At 73.5% G+C, this 18058-nt stretch carries 15 protein-coding genes and 1 tRNA gene; 11 read left to right on the top strand and 5 right to left on the bottom strand.

The genetic code is table 11. The features are described from left to right. The first annotated feature begins 36 nt into the window (after positions 1 to 36). A complete protein-coding gene (locus EFE23_RS23615; RefSeq protein WP_123243118.1) occupies positions 37 to 810 on the top strand; it encodes an isocitrate lyase/PEP mutase family protein in 774 nt (257 codons plus the stop codon). Positions 811 to 864: 54 nt separating this feature from the next. Next, a complete protein-coding gene (gene ligD, locus EFE23_RS23620; RefSeq protein WP_123243119.1) occupies positions 865 to 1824 on the top strand; it encodes a non-homologous end-joining DNA ligase in 960 nt (319 codons plus the stop codon). A gap of 57 nt (positions 1825 to 1881) precedes the next feature. On the opposite strand, the gene EFE23_RS23625 is transcribed toward ligD, so the two are convergent. The 4 genes from EFE23_RS23625 to EFE23_RS23640 all read right to left on the bottom strand — a co-directional run bounded on the left by EFE23_RS23625 (position 1882) and on the right by EFE23_RS23640 (position 4403). Then, positions 1882 to 1953, bottom strand: a tRNA-Arg gene (locus EFE23_RS23625). Between the two features lie 75 nt (positions 1954 to 2028). Continuing rightward, entirely contained in the window at positions 2029 to 2724 is a 696-nt protein-coding gene (locus EFE23_RS23630) for a winged helix-turn-helix domain-containing protein (RefSeq protein WP_123243120.1), read from the bottom strand. 178 nt (positions 2725 to 2902) lie between these two features. Further along, the gene (locus tag EFE23_RS23635) at positions 2903 to 3571 is read right to left on the bottom strand and encodes a DUF305 domain-containing protein (RefSeq protein WP_123243121.1); all 669 of its coding nucleotides are present in this window, start codon (positions 3569 to 3571) and stop codon (positions 2903 to 2905) included. 10 nt (positions 3572 to 3581) lie between these two features. Beyond that, the gene (locus EFE23_RS23640) at positions 3582 to 4403 is read right to left on the bottom strand and encodes a thioredoxin-like domain-containing protein (protein ID WP_123243122.1); all 822 of its coding nucleotides are present in this window, start codon (positions 4401 to 4403) and stop codon (positions 3582 to 3584) included. Positions 4404 to 4501: 98 nt separating this feature from the next. On the opposite strand from EFE23_RS23640, the gene argS reads away from it, so the two are divergent. The 7 genes from argS to EFE23_RS23675 all read left to right on the top strand — a co-directional run bounded on the left by argS (position 4502) and on the right by EFE23_RS23675 (position 15836). Then, complete coding sequence (argS, locus tag EFE23_RS23645) at positions 4502 to 6166, top strand: arginine--tRNA ligase (RefSeq protein WP_123243123.1); 1665 nt, start codon at positions 4502 to 4504, stop codon at positions 6164 to 6166. A 5-nt stretch (positions 6167 to 6171) separates the two neighbouring features. After that, on the top strand, positions 6172 to 7557 hold the full coding sequence (lysA, locus tag EFE23_RS23650) for a diaminopimelate decarboxylase (protein WP_123243124.1): 1386 nt from the start codon (positions 6172 to 6174) through the stop codon (positions 7555 to 7557). Then, positions 7554 to 8879: a homoserine dehydrogenase gene (locus EFE23_RS23655; RefSeq protein WP_123243125.1), complete on the top strand. Its 1326-nt coding sequence runs from the start codon at positions 7554 to 7556 to the stop codon at positions 8877 to 8879. The genes lysA and EFE23_RS23655 overlap by 4 nt, the downstream gene beginning before the upstream one ends. Positions 8880 to 8993: 114 nt before the next feature. Then, the gene (thrC, locus tag EFE23_RS23660) at positions 8994 to 10043 is read left to right on the top strand and encodes a threonine synthase (protein WP_123243126.1); all 1050 of its coding nucleotides are present in this window, start codon (positions 8994 to 8996) and stop codon (positions 10041 to 10043) included. 206 nt (positions 10044 to 10249) lie between these two features. Next, positions 10250 to 13525 carry an efflux RND transporter permease subunit gene (locus tag EFE23_RS23665; RefSeq protein WP_123243127.1) on the top strand — a complete coding sequence of 1092 codons (3276 nt, stop codon included), beginning with the start codon at positions 10250 to 10252 and terminating at the stop codon, positions 13523 to 13525. A 235-nt stretch (positions 13526 to 13760) separates the two neighbouring features. Next, a complete protein-coding gene (locus EFE23_RS23670) occupies positions 13761 to 14570 on the top strand; it encodes a polysaccharide deacetylase family protein (protein ID WP_123243128.1) in 810 nt (269 codons plus the stop codon). A gap of 21 nt (positions 14571 to 14591) precedes the next feature. Further along, the gene (locus EFE23_RS23675; RefSeq protein WP_123243129.1) at positions 14592 to 15836 is read left to right on the top strand and encodes an MFS transporter; all 1245 of its coding nucleotides are present in this window, start codon (positions 14592 to 14594) and stop codon (positions 15834 to 15836) included. A gap of 38 nt (positions 15837 to 15874) precedes the next feature. Here EFE23_RS23675 and EFE23_RS23680 read toward each other — a convergent pair whose 3' ends face one another. Further along, positions 15875 to 16303 carry a hypothetical protein gene (locus EFE23_RS23680; RefSeq protein ID WP_123243130.1) on the bottom strand — a complete coding sequence of 143 codons (429 nt, stop codon included), beginning with the start codon at positions 16301 to 16303 and terminating at the stop codon, positions 15875 to 15877. A gap of 113 nt (positions 16304 to 16416) precedes the next feature. Here EFE23_RS23680 and thrB point away from each other — a divergent pair, with 113 nt between their 5' ends. After that, entirely contained in the window at positions 16417 to 17355 is a 939-nt protein-coding gene (gene thrB, locus EFE23_RS23685; protein ID WP_123243131.1) for a homoserine kinase, read from the top strand. Positions 17356 to 17651: 296 nt separating this feature from the next. Further along, positions 17652 to 18058, top strand: a 407-nt coding sequence (locus EFE23_RS23690) for a Rho termination factor N-terminal domain-containing protein (protein ID WP_199737198.1), incomplete at its 3' end; no start/stop codon positions are given.

Raw genomic sequence — 18058 nt, forward strand, 5'->3', positions numbered from 1 at the left:
CTTAGGGCCGGCCGGCGGCCCGGCGAGAATCGGCACATGACCGAGCTGAGCCGGCGGGCCGACGCGCTGCGCGCGCTGCACCGCCCGGGAGATCCGCTGATCCTGCCCAACGCCTGGGACCCCGGGTCCGCGCGGGCGGTGGTCGCGGCCGGTTTCCCGGCCATCGCCACCAGCAGCGGCGCGGTCGCCGAAGCGCTCGGCCACGCCGACAACGAGGCCACCCCGGTGGCCGAGATGGTCGCCGCGGTCGGCCGGATCGCCGCGGCCGTCGCCGTCCCGGTCACCGCCGACCTGGAGCGGGGGTACGGGCTGCGCCCGGCCGAGCTGGTCGAGCGGCTGCTGGCGGCCGGCGCGGTGGGCTGCAACATCGAGGACTCCGACCCGCGTACCCGGGTGTTGGTCGACGTCGAGGAGCAGGCCGACCTGCTCGCCGGCATCCGGGCAGCGGCCCGGGCGGCGGGGGTGGAGCTGGTGCTCAACGCCCGGGTCGACGTGCACCTGCGGGCGTACGGCCCGGCGGAGGAACGGCTCGCCGAGGCGGTCAGCCGGGCCCGCCGCTACCTGGCCGCCGGGGCGGACAGCGTCTACCCGATCATCCTGGCCGACCCGGCCGACATCCGCTCCTTCGTCGCCGAGGTGGACGCCCCGGTGAACATCATGGCCCGTCCCGGCGCGCCGGCCCCGGTCGAGCTGGCGGCCCTCGGCGTGGCCCGGGTCAGCTACGGCTCCGGCGTGTACGCCGCCGCCCGCGCCCGTACCGTCGAGCTGCTCGCCGCGATCCGGGCGGGTGATGACCCGTTCGTCTGCTGAGCCGCGCCGCCGCGTCGGGTTGCCCGGGGTGGCCCGGGACGGCAGGGTGAGCGGATGGGTGCCGCTGACGAGACCCGGGACGGGGTCTCGCTGACCAATCTGGACCAGCCGCTCTTCGACGGGGCGGGGGCGACCAAGCGCGACCTGGTCGACTACCTGGACGCCGTGCACGCGCGGATCCTGCCCGAGCTGCGCGACCGGCCGCTCTCGGTGCTCCGGGTACGCCCCGGGCAGGAACCGTTCATGCAGAAGAACCTGCCGAAGTACACGCCCGACTGGGTACGCCGCACCGAGGTGTGGGCGGAGGCTTCCCATCGGCGCATCTCGTACGCCCTCTGTGACGACCGGCGAACCCTGCTCTGGTTCGCCAACCAGCGGGCGGTGGAGTACCACCCGACGCTGGGCCGGGCCGGCGACCCCGAGCATCCCTCCCACCTGGTGCTCGACCTGGACCCGCCGGAGGGGGACTCGTTCGGGATGGCGGTGCGGGCCGCGCTGCTGGTCCGCCAGGCGCTGACCGACGCCGGGCTGGCGGGGGCGGTGAAGACCAGCGGGGCGAAGGGGCTGCACGTGATCGTGCCGGTGGCGGAGGGGACCACCGCGGAGGAGGCGGCCGCCGCGACCCGGGCCCTCGCCGTGCACGCCGAACGGCTCGACCCGGGGCTGGCCACCACCGCCTTCATCGTCGAGGACCGGGGTGGGCGGGTCTTCGTGGACTCCACCCGGGCGTACGGGGCGACGGTGGTCGCCGCGTACAGCCCGCGGATCCGGCCCGGCACGCCGGTGTCGTACCCGGTGGGCTGGGCCGATGTGGAGTCGGTGACGCCGGCCGAGTTCACCGTGCGGACGGTGCCGGGGTTGCTCGGCGAGCGGGACCCGTGGGCGGCGGCGCTGCCCGCGCCGCAGCGGCTGCCGGCCGACCTGGTGGCCGAGGGGCGGACCATCCCGGTGGCCCGGGTGCAGGCCATGCACGAGGGCAAGCGCCGCGCGAAGGCCCGCCGCGAGGCCGGCTGAGGATCACCGGGATACGAAGCAGCCCGGACCGAATCGGCCCGGGCTGGTTCCGGTCTGTGCCCCCGGCAGGATTCGAACCTGCGCTCCCGCCTCCGGAGGGCGGTGCTCTATCCCCTGAGCTACGGGGGCTCAGCGACCCGAGAAGAGTAGCAAACGCCTTCCCGGATCACCGAATCGGCACCCCGCTCCTCGATCTTCGACGGATCAGGCGGCGGCCATCGGGCGGCCGCAGCTGGGCAGCGGGTGCAGGACGATACGGCGCGGGAGCCGGCGGGGCCACTCGTTGCGCGGCCAGGAGCCGTCCACGATCAGGTGCACCGTGCGTTCCTCGACGCCGCTGAGCCGCAGCACGAAGTCGCGGGGGAGCGGCGGGTCCACCGAGGGCGTGGTGATCATGAAGCGCACCCGGCCCCGGGACGAGACCGCGGAGATCACGTCCGCCGCCGGCATGGTGCCGCGCAGCCGTACCCGACCGATCCAGTAGACCTCCGCGGCGTGCTCCTGGGCGGCCCGGGTGATCGACGGGTACTCGCTGCGTACCCACCGCTCCACCGCGCCGACGCAGAGGCCGCAGGCCCGTTCCCGGGGCTCGCGCGGACCCAACCCCCAGGCCCGCAGGTACGCCCCGACCGTGCCGGCGTCCATGGTCAGGTCGAACCGGCGCTGGATGAGGGTGGTCAGGCTCTGTCGCGTCCAGAGCTCCTCGTCCAGGCCGAACTCGTCCGGGTGGACGCCCCGCAGCACGTCGATCAGTTCGAGTTCCTGTTCGCGGCTGAGCGTTCCCGACTCGCCCTGCCGCAGTCCGCGACGGACGGCTGCCACCGCTCCGTCACCGCCGATGGTGTGGCGTCGGCACCAGCTGGTCACCGACCGCCCTGCGTCTCTGAGTGCAACCCCCACGTCCTGCGCAACGAGCCCGAATCGCAACTGGTCACGATATGTGGGGAGAAAAGTCCCCAAGCCACTCAAAGGGTCGAACTGCTCAAATCGTTATAACAGGTCATAACGGGCCCGGCGGCGGCCGGACGTGCGAAGGGCCCGCGTCGCGCACGACGCGGGCCCTTCGTCCGAGCAGGGACTACAGGGTGCCGCCCAGGCGCTTGAGCGCCGCCTGGAGGTTGGTCAGGTCGGTCTGCTGGGTGTTCTTCATGACCTGCGCGACCGCCAGCACGTCCTTGTCGTGCCCCTGGTCGAGGACGCCCTCGATCATGTGCACCCCGCCGATGTGGTGCCGGATCATCATCTGCAGGAAGAGGATGTCGAAGTCGCGGCCCTTGGCGGCGCGCAGCTTCGTCATCTCCTCCGGCGTGGCCATGCCCGGCATCAACCCGTCCTTCACCAGCGCCGTGCCGTCCGGCATCCAGGCCATCGCCGGCCGGTCACCGGTGGGGTCCAGCTTCCAGGAGCGCAGCCAGGTCTGCATGGTGCCGATCTCGCCCTGCTGCCCGGTGGCGATGTCGCCGCCGATCTGCCGTACCTCCGCGTCCTGACCCTGTTGGAAGGCCATCAGCCCCATCTCCACCGCCTGGGCGTGGTGGGTGCTCATGTCCCGGGCGAAGCCCGCCTCCGCCGAGTTGTCCCCGGGGCGGGTGAGGGTCGGGGTGAGCAGGCCGCCCGCGTACCCGAGGAGGAGGCCGACCACGACGGCGAGCGCGAGGGCGAGCAGCCCGTAGCGCGGCGCCGGGGCCCGGCCGTCGCCGGCCGGGACCTCGTCGAGGTCGGTGTCCGTGGTCACGGAAGCAGTCATCGGCCCGTCCTCACTGGGTGACCGGCTGGTCCATCTGGTTGCCCATGTCCCGCGGGGTGGTGCCGGTGGCGGTGACGCCCTGGGCGCAGTTGGCGTTGGGCCCCTCGATGGAGGCGTTCACCCGCAGCGTCTTGATGAACTCGTCGATCCGGCTGTCGTCGGCGTTGTCGACCTTGAGTTGGAAGCCCCAGGCCTGGAGCGAGATCGGCTTGTCCAGCCCCTCGTACGGGCTGAGCATCAGCTTCTCCTTGCCCTCGACCTTGGCCTTGAGCTTGGCCACCTGGTCGGCGGGCAGGTCGGGCCGGTAGGTGATCCAGACCGTGCCGTGCTCCAGGCTGTGCACCGCGTGCTCGTTGGCGATCGGGGCGGTGTAGACGTCGCCCATGCAGTTCTGCCAGGCCGGGTTGTGCGGGCCGCCGACCGGCGGGAGCACCTCGTACTTGATCGAGCCCTGCTGGTGCTGGCCGCCCTTGACCATGTCCTTGTTGGTCTTGCGGTAGTCGACGACGCCCTTGATCGAGTCGGCCCGCTCCTCCCACGGCTGGGAGCCCTTGTACACCGCCCAGGCACCCCACCCGACGATGCCGGCGGCCAGCACACCCACCGCGACGAAGAGGGCGATCGGACCCCATGAGCGACCCTGGCTGACCTTCACCGGGGCGACCGGCTTGCGGCCCTTGCCGCCCGACGTCTGCCGCGGGGTGCCCTTGCCGGACCCGCCCTTGCCGCCGGCGGGCTTGTCGGCAGCCGCCGGCCGGCCGGCGGCCGGCTTCTTGCCGGTGCTGACCACGGTCGGACGGCGCTCCGGGCCGCCCGGGGTGCTGATGCTCATCGTGCCTCGTCAGGTCGGTCGGTCAAGGGAGGCGCGGGGCCGGTTCACATCCTGGTCGCCGCCGCGGGTACGGAGTCTACCCCCGATAACATGGTTCGGTGACTCCCGCAGAACTCGCCGAGGTCGTCCTCGCCGCAGCCCACGCCGTCTTCGAAGACCGGGGCCTGGACCGCTCCGCGCTGCCCGCGCAGACCGCCGTGGAGCGCCCCCGCAACCCCGATCACGGCGACTACGCCTCGACGCTGGCGCTGCAGCTCAGCAAGAAGGTGGGGGTGCCGCCGCGGGAGCTGGCCGCCGCCCTGGCCGAGCAGCTCGGCAAAGCCCCCGGGATCAAGTCGGTGGAGATCGCCGGGCCGGGCTTCCTCAACATCCGGCTGGACGCGGCCGCCGCCGGCCAGCTGGCCAAGGTGATCGTCGAGGCCGGCCCGGAGTACGGCCGCAGCGAGGCCCTCGCCGGCCAGAAGATCAACCTGGAGTTCGTCTCGGCGAACCCGACCGGCCCGGTGCACATCGGCGGCGTCCGCTGGGCGGCCGTCGGTGACGCGCTCAGCCGGCTGCTCCGCGCCACCGGCGCCGACGTGGGCACGGAATACTACTTCAACGACGCGGGCTCCCAGATCGACCGGTTCGCCCGGTCCCTGCTGGCCGCCGCGAAGGGCGAGCCGGCGCCGGAGGACGGCTACGGCGGGGCGTACATCGCCGAGATCGCGGCCGAGGTGGTCCAGCGCCGGCCGGACGTGCGGGAGCTGGACGACGCCGCGGCCCAGGAGGTGTTCCGGGTCGAGGGCGTCGCGCTGATGTTCGCCGAGATCAAGTCGTCGCTGCGCGACTTCGGCGTCGAGTTCGACACCTACTTCAACGAGAAGGACCTGCACGACCGGGGCGAGCTGGACCAGGCCCTCGCCCGGCTGCGCGAGCAGGGCCACCTCTTCGAGTCCGAGGGCGCGACCTGGCTGCGCACCACCGACTTCGGTGACGACAAGGACCGGGTGCTGCGCAAGTCCAACGGCGAGTGGACCTACTTCGCCGCCGACTGCGCCTACTACCTGGACAAGCGCGAGCGCGGCTTCGAGCGCGTGGTGATCATGCTGGGCGCCGACCACCACGGCTACATCGGCCGGATGAAGGCGATGGCCGCCTGCTTCGGCGACGACCCGGAGCGCAACCTGGAGATCCTCATCGGCCAGCTGGTCAACCTGGTCCGCGACGGCGCCCCGGTACGGATGAGCAAGCGGGCCGGCACCGTGGTCACCCTGGAGGACCTGGTCGACGCGATCGGCGTGGACGCGTCCCGCTACGCGCTGGCCCGCTACTCCAGCGACTCGCCGATCGACATCGACGTGGAGCTGTGGACCCGGGCCACCCGCGACAACCCGGTCTACTACGTGCAGTACGTCGCCGCCCGGACGGCCAGCGTCGGGCGCAACGCCGCCGAGGTGGGGCTGACCCGGGGTGACGGCGCCGACTTCCACGCCGAGCTGCTCTCCCACGAGAAGGAGAACGAGCTGCTCAAGGCGCTCGCCGAGTTCCCCGCCGTGGTGTCCTCGGCGGCCGAGCTGCGCGGGCCGCACCTGGTCGCCCGCTACCTGGAGCGGCTGGCCGGGGCGTACCACCGGTTCTACGACAACTGCCGGATCCTGCCGCGCGGCGAGGAGGAGGTCACCGACCTGCACCGGGCCCGGCTCTGGCTCAACGACGCCACCCGGGTGGTCATCGCCAACGGCCTGCGCCTGCTCGGCGTCTCCGCTCCGGAAAGGATGTAATCCCGATGCGCGCGCACGAGGCCGGTGCTCTGCACGGCGAGATCGGCCACCGGGGGCCCGCCTGGCTGCGTACCCCGGCCGACGTCAACGCCCTGGTCCCGCAGCTCTGGCCGCGCAACGTGGCGCGCGCCGACGGCGGGGCGCTGACGGTCGCGGGCCTGGACGTCCGCGACCTGGCCGCGGAGTACGGCACCCCGGTGTACGTGCTGGACGAGGACGACCTGCGCTCGCGCTGCCGCGAGTTCCGGGCCGCCTTCCCGGACGCCGACGTCTACTACGCCGGCAAGGCGTTCCTCTGCCGGGCGGTGGTCCGGATGATCGCCGAGGAGGGCATGTTCCTCGACGTCTGCACCGGCGGCGAGCTGGCCACCGCGCTGTCGGCGGGGATGGAGCCCGCGCGGATCGGCTTCCACGGCAACAACAAGTCGGTGGCCGAGCTGACCCGGGCGGTGGACGCCGGGGTGGGCCGGATCATCGTCGACTCGTTCGCCGAGATCGACCGGCTGACCGCGATCGCCCGCGAGCGTGGGGTACGCCCGAAGGTGCTGATCCGGGTCACCGTCGGCGTGGAGGCGCACACCCACGAGTTCATCGCCACCGCGCACGAGGACCAGAAGTTCGGCTTCTCGCTGGCCGGCGGGGCGGCCGCGGCGGCCGCCTTCAAGATCCTCGACGAGGACGTGCTGGAGCTGCGCGGGCTGCACTCGCACATCGGCTCGCAGATCTTCGACGCCAGCGGCTTCGAGGTCTCCGCCCGCCGGGTGCTCGGCCTGCAGGCGCAGATCCGCGACGCCCGGGGCGTGGAGCTGCCCGAGCTGGACCTGGGCGGCGGCTTCGGCATCGCGTACACCACGCAGGACGACCCGGCCGCGCCGCACGACCTGGCCAAGCGGCTGCGCAAGATCGTCGACGGGGAGTGCGCCGCGGAGAAGCTGGCCGTGCCGCACCTGTCCATCGAGCCGGGCCGGGCCATCGTCGGGCCGGCCGTGTTCACCCTCTACGAGGTCGGCACGGTCAAGGACGTCGACGGCCTGCGGACGTACGTGAGCGTCGACGGCGGGATGAGCGACAACATCCGCACCGCGCTCTACGACGCGTCCTATTCGGCGACCGTGGCCAACCGCACCTCGACGGCGGAGCCGCTGCTCGCCCGCGTGGTGGGAAAGCATTGTGAGTCCGGGGACATCGTGGTGAAGGATGAATTCCTGCCCGCTGACGTGCAGCCCGGAGATCTTGTCGCGGTGCCCGGCACCGGCGCCTACTGCCGGAGCATGGCCAGCAACTACAACCATGTCCCGCGGCCCCCGGTCGTCGCCGTCCGCGACGGTCGGGCCCGGCTGATCGTCCGCCGGGAGACCGAAGAGGACCTGCTCGCATTGGACGTCGGATGACCTCACCTGTTCGCTTGGCTCTGCTCGGCTGCGGCACGGTCGGCAGCGACGTGGTACGCCTGCTGCACGAGCAGTCGGCCGACCTCGCCGCCCGGATCGGCGCTCCGCTGGAGATCGCCGGCATCGCCGTACGCCGGCTCGGCCGCGACCGTGGCGACCTGCCGGTCGACCCCGCCCTGTTCACCACCGACCCGCTCGGGCTGATCAAGCGGGACGACGTGGACATCGTGGTCGAGGTGGTCGGCGGGATAGAGCCGGCCCGCGGCTGGCTGGTCGAGGCGCTGCGCGCCGGCAAGAGCGTGGTCACCGCGAACAAGGCGCTGCTGGCCGAGGACGGCGCCACCCTGCACGACGCGGCCGCCGAGGGCGGCGCCGACCTCTACTACGAGGCCAGCGTCGCCGGGGCCATCCCGCTGCTGCGCCCGCTGCGCGAGTCGCTGCACGGGGACCGGATCAACCGGGTCACCGGCATCGTCAACGGCACCACCAACTTCATCCTCTCCGCCATGGACGCCACCGGCGCCGGCTTCGCCGAGGCCCTGGAGGAGGCCACCGAGCTGGGGTACGCCGAGGCGGACCCGACGGCCGACGTGGAGGGCTTCGACGCCGCCGCCAAGGCCGCCATCCTGGCCTCGCTGGCGTTCCACACCCGGGTCACCGCGGCCGACGTGTACCGCGAGGGGATCACCGAGGTGACCGCCGCCGACGTGGCCAGCGCCAAGGCGATGGGCTGCACCATCAAGCTGCTCTGCATCGCCGCCCGGGGCGCCGACGCGGCCGGCCGCGAGACGGTCAGCGTCCGGGTGCACCCGGCGATGATCCCGCTGACCCATCCGCTGGCGAGCGTCGGTGACGCGTTCAACGCGGTCTTCGTCGAGGCCGAGGCGGCCGGGCAGCTGATGTTCTACGGCCGGGGCGCGGGCGGGGCGCCGACCGCCAGCGCCGTCCTCGGCGACGTGGTGGCGGTGGCCCGCAACCGCCTCGCCGGCGTGCACGCGGCCAGCGAGTCGGCGTACGCGGACCTGCCGGTGCGGCCGATGGGTGAGGCGCTCACCCGCTACCACATCAGCCTGGACGTGACCGACCGGCCGGGTGTGCTGGAGGCGGTCGCCGGGGTCTTCGCCCGGCACGAGGTCTCCATCGCCACGGTGCGGCAGGGCCCGGCCGGGGGCGGCCCCGCCGGCCGGGGCGAGGACGCCGAGCTGGTCATCGTCACCCACGTCGCGCCGGACGCCGCGCTCGCCGCGACCGTCCAGGAGCTGCGCGGGCTGCCGATCGTCCGCTCGGTGACCAGCGTGCTGCGGGTCGAGGGCGGGGCGTAGCCTCGCGTCCCGCCTGATGGTTAAGGGGGGGTGTGCCGGCGACCGGTCCGGGAGTCTGGTCCACGCTGGTGCGGGCCCCGGGGAGAGCGGGGCGGGAAGGTCGAGGTGAGCGACATGTGGCGGGGACTGATCGAGACGTACCGGGGCCGGCTGCCGGTCACCGACGCCACCCCGGTCGTCACCCTGCACGAGGGGAACACCCCGCTGCTGCCGGCGCCGGTGCTCTCCGCCCGGGTGGGGGCCGACGTCTGGCTCAAGGTCGAGGGGGCCAACCCGACCGGCTCGTTCAAGGACCGGGGCATGACGGTCGCCGTCTCCAAGGCCGTCGAGGCCGGTGACAAGGCGATCATCTGCGCCTCCACCGGCAACACCAGCGCCTCCGCCGCCGCGTACGCGGCCCGGGCCGGGATCACCTGCGCCGTGCTGGTGCCGCAGGGCAAGATCGCGCTGGGCAAGCTGGCCCAGGCGCTGGTGCACGGCGCGAAGCTGCTCCAGGTGCAGGGCAACTTCGACGACTGCCTGGCGCTGGCCGGCAAGCTCGCCCAGGACTACCCGGTCGCCCTGGTCAACTCGGTCAACATCCACCGGCTGCACGGGCAGAAGACGGCCGCCTTCGAGATCGTCGAGGCGCTCGGTGACGCGCCCGACATCCACTGCCTGCCGGTCGGCAACGCCGGCAACATCTCGGCCTACTGGATGGGCTACTCGGAGGACCTGCGCGACGGCAACGCCACGCGGACCCCGAAGATGTACGGCTTCCAGGCCGCCGGCGCCGCCCCGATCGTGACCGGGCAGATGGTGCCGGAGCCGTCCACCATCGCGACCGCGATCCGGATCGGCAACCCGGCGAGCTGGACCAAGGCGCTCGACGCCCGGGACGCCTCGGACGGCCTGATCGCCGCGGTCACCGACCGGGAGATCCTGGCCGCGTACCGGCTGCTGGCCCGCGAGGTCGGCGTCTTCGTCGAGCTGGGCAGCGCGGCCAGCGTGGCCGGCCTGCTCCAGCAGGCCGCCGCCGGGCAGGTGCCGGCCGGCTCCACCGTGGTCTGCACGGTCACCGGTCACGGCCTCAAGGACCCCGAGTGGGCCATCTCCACGGCCCCCGCCCCCGTCACCATCGCCAACGACCCCCTAGCCGCCGCCCGCTCCCTAGACCTCGCCTAACCCCCACCCCCCCACCCCACCCCCCCCGGGCCCTACCGCTCGCGGCGTTGATCATGAAGTTAGCGGCGTGGGGAAGCGCTTTCTCGCCGGCTAACCTCATGATCGACGGGGGCTGGCCGGTGGGGCGGGGTGGGTGCGTGGGAGCGTGATCGGGTGGGGGAGACTTTGGGCACCCGTCGACCCCTCTCCAGGAGTGAGTAACGCAGATGTCGCTGCTCGCCAGATTCAGCCTTGCCAACCGCGGACTGGTCGCCCTCATCGCGCTGGTGACCGCGGCGTTCGGGGCGTTCGCCGTGCCGTCGCTGAAGCAGCAGCTGCTGCCGTCCCTGGAGTTTCCCGCCGCGTTCATCGTGGCGGCGTACCCGGGCGCCGCGCCGGAGATCGTCGAGTCCCAGGTCACGGAGCCGATCGAGAACAGCCTCCAGGGCATCCCGGGGCTGGACAAGGTCACCTCCACCTCCCGGGAGGGCTCCACCACCGTCCAGGTGCAGTACGAGTTCGGCACCGACCTGGATGACGTGGTCAACAAGATGCAGACCGCTTTGAACCGGATCGACGCCCAGCTTCCCGAGGGGGTGGACCCGCAGGTCATCGCCGGCAGCACCGACGACCTGCCGGCGGTGGTGGTCGCCGCCAGCGGCGCCGGGGACGAGCAGGCGCTGGCCGAGAAGCTGCGCACCACGGTCGTACCGGAGCTGGAGGCCCTGGACGGCGTCCGCACGGTCGACGTGACCGGCACCCGCGACCGGGTCGTGCTGGTCACCCCCGATCCGGCGAAGCTGGCCGCGGCCCGGCTGGCCCCCACCGCGATCGCCCAGGCGCTCAAGACCAACGGCGTCGCGCTGCCGGCCGGCGCGGTCGCGGACGGCAGCCGGTCGCTACCGGTGCAGGTCGGCACCCCGCTCCGGACCGTGGACGACCTGCGCGGCATCGTGCTCGCCACCGCCCCGGCCGCCCCGGTCCGGCTCGGCGACGTGGCCACCGTGCAGGAGCAGCTCGCCCCGGCCACCGGCCTCACCCGGACCAACGGCAAGCCCAGCCTGGGCATCGCCGTCACCGCCACCCCGGACGGCAACGCCGTGCGCATCTCGCACGAGATCCGGGACCGGCTGGACGACCTGCGGGCCGCCTCCGGCGCGGAGCTGACCGTGGTCTTCGACCAGGCCCCGTTCGTCGAGCGGTCCATCGACAGCCTGACCACCGAGGGCCTGCTCGGCCTGCTGATGGCGGTCGTGGTGATCCTGGTCTTCCTGCTCTCGATCCGCTCCACCGTGGTCACCGCGGTCTCCATCCCGCTGTCGGTGCTGGTCGCGTTGATCGTGCTGTGGGCCGGCGACTACTCGCTCAACCTGCTCACCCTCGGCGCGCTGACCATCGCCGTCGGCCGGGTCGTGGACGACTCCATCGTGGTGCTGGAGAACATCAAGCGGCACCTGGAGTACGGCGAGCCGAAGCGGGACGCCATCCTCGGCGCGGTCCGCGAGGTGGCCGGTGCGGTCACCGCCTCCACGCTGACCACGGTCGCCGTGTTCACGCCGATCGCGCTGGTGGGCGGCTTCGTCGGGCAGCTCTTCGCGCCGTTCGCGATCACCGTGACGGTGGCCCTGCTCGCCTCGCTGCTGGTGTCGCTGACGGTGATCCCGGTGCTGGCGTACTGGTTTTTGAAGCCCCGGGGCGGCGCCGACGACGCGGTGGCCCGCCGCGCCGCCGAGGAGAAGGAGCTGCGCAGCCGGTTGCAGCGCGCGTACCTGCCCGCGATCGGATTCGCCACCCGGTCCCGGGGCACCCGCTGGATCACCGTGGCGCTGGGCCTGCTGGTGCTGCTGGGCACCTTCGGCCTGGCCCAGAAGCTGGAGACCAACTTCCTCGACGACTCCGGCCAGGACACCCTGAGCATCCGGCAGGAGCTGCCGGCCGGCACCGGCCTGACCGGCACCGACCAGGCCGCCGCAAAGGTCGAGGCGGTGCTCGCCCGGACGGAGGGCGTCCGCACGTACCAGGTCAGCGTCGGCGGCAGCGACCAGCCCTGGGCGGGCGGCGGAGGCAACAACACCGCCTCGTACTCCGTGGCGCTGGACGAGGACACCGACGCGGCGGCGGTCCGGCGGACGCTGCGCCGCGAGTTCGACGCCCTCGGCCCGGAGGCCGGTGAGCTGAGCTTCGGCGCCGGGCAGGGCGGTGCCTCCGCCAACCAGCTCGAGGTGGTCGTCCAGGCCGCCGACCAGGAGACGCTGACCCGGGCCGCCGAGGCCGCCCGCGACGCGCTGGCCGGTACGCCGGGCGTCGAGGACGTGACCACCGGCCTCGCCACCCGGGTGCCCCGGGTCGAGGTGACCGTGGACCGGGTCGCCGCCGCGCGGGCCGGCCTCACCGAGGCGGCCGTCGGGCAGCTCGTCGCGCAGGCGTACCGGGGCGCCCCGCTGGGCCAGGTCAACCTCGACGGCGCGCCGCGCGACGTGGTGCTCAGCACCGGTGCGGTGCCGCCGATGAGCGTCGCGGAGCTGCGCGCGCTGCCGGTGGGCCCGGTCAAGCTGGACGACATCGCCGACGTCAACCAGGTCGACGGGCCGCAGCAGGTGACCCGGATCGACGGTGAGCGCAGCGTCTCGGTGACCGGTACGGCCACCGGCTCCAACCTCGGCGCCACCACGCAGGAGCTGCAGAAGCGGCTGGACGCGCTGGACGTGCCCGGGGCGACCTTCACCGTCGGCGGGGTCAGCGCCGACCAGAAGGACGCCTTCGCCGACCTGGGGCTGGCGGTGCTCGCCGCGATCGCGATCGTCTTCCTGATCATGGTGGGTACGTTCCGCAGCCTGACCCAGGCGCTGATCCTGCTGATCTCGGTGCCGTTCGCGGCCACCGGTGCGATCGCGCTGCTGCTGGCCACCGGCACGCCACTGGGCGTGCCCGCGCTGATCGGCGTGCTCATGCTGGTCGGCATCGTGGTGACCAACGCGATCGTGCTGCTCGACCTGATCAACCAGTACCGGGCGCGGGGAATGGGCGTCACCGAGGCGGTGGTCGAGGGCGGCCGGCGGCGGCTGCGCCCGATCCTGATGACCGCGGTCGCCACCGTGTTCGCGCTGCTGCCGATGGCCTTCGGGCTCACCGGTGAGGGTGGCTTCATCTCCCGCCCGCTGGCGATCGTGGTGATCGGTGGCCTGCTCAGCTCGACGCTGCTCACGCTGATCCTGGTGCCGACCCTCTACACGATGGTGGAGCGGACCAAGGAGTCGCTGCGCGAGCGGCGGGCCCGCCGTCGGGGTGCGCCGGAGCCGACCACCCCGCCGGCCCCGGAGCCGGCCCCGACCCCGGTGCCCGTCCCGGCGACGCTCGGCGCCGGTGCGGCCCCGGCCACCGAACCGGTCGCGGCACCCCCCGCCCGTCCGGCCCCGTCGGCCGCGCTGCTGGACGGCACGGACCAGTTCGAGGTGCTCCGCCTGCCGAAGACCCGCCGCAGCCCGCTCCCACCCACCGACTGACCCCGTACCCGGGCTCCCGGGCGTAGCCCGGCGAGGCCGCAGATTCACGGAAATAGTGGCCATCCGACGCGGGATGGCCACTATTTCCGTGAATGAGGGCGCTACCGCCGCGGTGAGCGAGCGGGGAGGGGCGCGACGGAGGGGGTCATCGGGTGGGGCCGGAAGCGGTACGGTGAGTGGCCTGACGCATACGTAGCGTGTCGGTAGAGGCGGCCGGCGGCGTGGGAGCGGGGGCATGGCGGACGGCGTGGGTCGGTGGCGACGGCGGGCGCTGCTGCGCCGTACCGCCCTGCTGGCCGGCGGCGCCGCCCTGGGCGCCGCGGCCACCGCGGAGACGACCTGGATCGCCGATCGCCGCCTCCCGCTGGGCGGTGGCCCGGCCAGCGCCACCCTGGGCAACCGCCACCAGCAGGTCGGCGCCGGGGTGGTCCAGGTCACCTGGGGGGTACGCACCGACGAGCGCGTCGTCGCCCTCACCTTCGACGACGGCCCCCGGCCACGGTGGACGCCGATGGTGCTGGACACCCTGGCGAGGTACGGGGTCCCGGCCACCTTCTTCCTGGTCGGCGAGCGGGCCCGGCAGCACGCCGCCCTGGTGCGGGACCGGCTGGCCGGGCACGAGGTCGGCAACCACAGCTGGGCGCACCACGACCTGGCCCGGATGGACGCCCACGCCGCGTACGACGATCTGCGGCGCAGCCACGACGCGATCGTCGCGGCGACCGGCGTGGCCCCCCGCCTGCTCCGCCCGCCGTGGGGGCACCTGGGCGGGGCGGTGCTGCACGCCGCGGCCCGGTTGGACTACCGGCTGGTGCTGTGGTCGTTGCAGATGGTCGAGGGGGAGTTCCCGCACGACCCGGCCGGCCACGCCCGGCGGATCGTCGCCGACGTCCAGCCCGGCACGATCCTGCTCGGCCACGACGTCGGCACCGAGCAGCGTCTCGTGGCGCTCCGCGGGCTGCCGGACATGATCACCGGGCTGCGTGCGCGCGGCTACACCTTCGTCACCGTCTCCCAGTTGCTGCGCCGCACCGTCGTGGTCTGACCGGCCCGGTAGGGTGCCCGCGTGTCACCCACCGTCTCGGTCCTCGTGCGCAATCGCGACTTCCGCAATCTCTTCCTCGCCGAACTCGTGGTGTTCGGTGCCGACTGGTTCGTCATGGTGCCGCTGCTGGTGCTCCTGCCCGCGCTGACCGGCAGCGGGGTGTGGGGCGCGCTGGTGCTCGCCGTGGACACCGGCACGACGGCGCTGCTGCTGCCGTACACCGGGACCATCGCCGACCGGTTCGACCGGCGGAAGATCATGATGGTGGCCAACCTGGGCGCGCTGGCCGGCATCCTGCTGCTGCTCGGCGTCCGCGGCGCCGGCACGGCCTGGTTGGCCCTGGTGTCGATCGCGGCGGTGGCGGTGGCGAAGGCGTTCTACTCGCCGGCCGCCCAGGCCGCCCTGCCCAACGTGCTCGACCCGGCCGACCTGGCGGCCGGCAACGCCGTGGCCGGCTCGGCCTGGGGCACCATGACGGTCGTCGGCGCCTCGCTCGGCGGCATGCTCAGCGCCGCCGCCGGGCCGTACGTCAGCTTCTGGGTGGCGGCGGGCGCGCTGGTGCTGGCCGCGGGCCTGGCCGCGCTGATCCGCCGCCCGTTGCAGGCGCCCCGCGACCCGGCGGCGGTGACCCCGCGCACCTGGGCGGCGATCCGGGAGGCGCTGGGGTACATCGCGCACCGGCCGCGGGTGCTGGCCCTGGTCACCGTGAAGTCGGCGGTCGGCCTGGGCAACGGCGTGCTGACCGTCTTTCCGCTGCTCGCCGGGGTGTACGGGGCCGGGGCGGTCGGTACCGGTCTGCTCTTCGCCAGCCGGGGCGCCGGGGCGCTGGTCGGCCCGATCCTGATGCGCCGGGTGCTGAGCAACCGCGCCTGGCTGCTGACCGGCCTGGCGCTCTCCATGTCCCTCTACGGCCTGGCGTACGTCGGCGCCTCGGTGGTGGACTGGTTCCCGCTGGTGCTGGTGCTGGTCTTCCTGGCCCACTTCGGCGGCGGCAGCAACTGGGTGATGTCCAACTACGCCCTGCAGGGCGAGGTGCCGGACCGGCTGCGCGGCCGGGTGTTCGCCACCGACATGATGCTGGCGACCCTGGCCATCTCGGTCAGCCAGCTGGTGGTGGCCCTGGTGGTCGACGCGGTCGACGAGCGGACCGTCCTGGCCGGCTGCGGCCTGGTCACCGTGGTCTACGCGGCGGGCTGGCGGCTCGCCACCCGGCGGCTCTCGCTCACCGAACCGGTGCCGGAGGAGCACCCCGCCCCCACACCCTGACCGGCCCACCGCGGTCGGAAACCGGCCCGTCGGCCGCCTCAGGGCCGCTCGGTGGGCTGCGGCGGGATGACGGCGGCCGGCGGCGGGTGGGGCGCACCGGCCGGCGCCGGCCAGCCGGTCGGGTACGGTGGCGCGTCCGGGCTCGGGACCCGCCGCCCGGTCAGCGCGGCGGCGATGATCAGGGCCAGCCCCGCCGGGTGCAGCAGGAGCTGGAGCGCCCCGACCGCCATGCCGAACCGGAGCGCTTCCGTGCCGTTCCAGGTCCGGTAGGCGTGGGTGATGGTCAGCACCCAGGCCACGTTGAGCAGCAGGGCGAGCAGCAGCAGCGCCACCCCGCCGAGGAGCAGCCCGCGCCCGGTCCGCGGCAGCCGTCGGTGGACCAGCGCCAGCACCAGCCCGGTCACCAGGACCATGAGGGTCGGCAGTTGGAGGAGCAACTGGCCCGCCGGGGAACCGAAGATCCGCACGTCGTCTCCCGCCGTCGATGAGTTGCGGATCAGGCTAATGCCAACACGCAATTCCCACGGTCCGGGCTGAGCGGCCCGCTGTCGGTCCAGCGCCCTAGCATGAGCCGGTGCCGATGACTTTCGCCTCCGGTCCCGTACGGGTCCGGGTGCCCGCGACCAGCGCGAACCTGGGTCCGGGCTTCGATGCGCTCGGGCTGGCCCTCGGGCTGTACGACGACGTGGCGGCCGAGGTGACCACCGGCGGCGTACGCGTGGTGGTGTCGGGGGAGGGCGCCGGGGAGCTGCCGGACGGCGACACCCACCTGGTGGTGACCTCGATGCGGGCCGCCTTCGACGTGCTCGGCGGGCAGCCGCGCGGGCTGGCCCTGGAGTGCGTCAACCGGATCCCGCAGGCCCGTGGGCTCGGCTCCTCCTCGGCGGCCATCGTGGCCGGGGTGCTGCTGGCCCGGGCGCTCGTGGCGGACGGCGCGGCCCGGCTGGACGACGCGGCGGCGCTGCGGCTGGCCTCCGAGATCGAGGGGCATCCGGACAATGTCGCGCCCTGCCTGCTCGGCGGTTTCACGGTCGCCTGGACCGAGCCGGCAGGTGCCCGGGCGGTCTCCCTGGCCGTCGCCGACGCCGTCCGCCCCACCGTCTTCGTGCCCGGCGAGCGGGGGCTGACCGCCGTCGCCCGGGCCGCTCTGCCGGCCACCGTGCCGCACGCCGAGGCGGCGTTGACCGCCGGCCGGGCGGCGCTGCTGGTGCACGCGCTGACCGCGGAGCCGGCGCTGCTGCTGCCGGCCACGGTCGACCGGCTGCACCAGGACTACCGGGCCGCCGGGATGCCGGCGACGGCGGCCCTGGTCGCTGCGCTGCGTGAGGCCGGTGTGGCGGCTGTGGTCAGTGGGGCGGGCCCCACCGTGCTGGCGTTGACCGAGGTCCCGGCGGGCTTCGAGACGGGAACAGATTGGCAGCGCTGGGAGTTGCCGATAGACGTCAGCGGTGCCCGGGTTGCCCGGGGTAGACTTGGACACGCCGAGCGGGACCCTGTTGCCGCAGGTCGGAAGAGTTGATTACGCTCTAGACTTAGCACAGCCGCGAAGCATGCGATCTCCCTGCGGGTCGGCGCACCCCCGAAGCTCTCGGCGGTCAGCCCGTCACCCCTGCCAAAGGCCAACGCCGCACCGCAGTTTCCACAGGTCGCCGCAGACGGCGAGACCTGCTCACCGATGTCGGTGAGTCGGGAAACCGACCGGCTGCTGTGTTACAGACTCCCGCGACGCGTCCATGCGAGGCGGGTGCACCGAGGCCGCCCGGCCACCTGTTCCACGACTCCGGGCAGTCCCGGCCTATCGAGGGAAGGAATCCATTGAGCGACACCACCGACGTGACGTCGGATGTTTCCAACGTCGCTGGCGATGCCACCACCGCCGCCCCTACGCGTCGCCGGCGCAGTGGTACCGGCCTGTCGGCGATGCTGCTGCCAGAGCTCCAGAGCCTGGCCGCGTCGCTCGGTATCTCCGGTACGGCTCGCATGCGTAAGGGCGAGCTGATCAGCGCGATCACCGAGCGGCAGGGCGGCGCCGCCGCCGGGACCCCTCGACCACGGGCCGAGGTCGCGGCCGCGGCCGCGACCGCCCGGGAAGAGGTGCACGCCGAGGTACGCGAGGAGCGGGCCGAGACCGAGCGCCGCCCCGCCGAGCAGGCGCCGGCCACCGAGCCGACCGAGGGTCGCACCCGGGCCCGTCGGGGCCGGGCGGCCGCCAACGCCGAGAC

It is taken from the genome of Micromonospora solifontis, assembly GCF_003725545.1.
GTDB classification, from domain to species: Bacteria; Actinomycetota; Actinomycetes; order Mycobacteriales; family Micromonosporaceae; genus Micromonospora; species Micromonospora solifontis.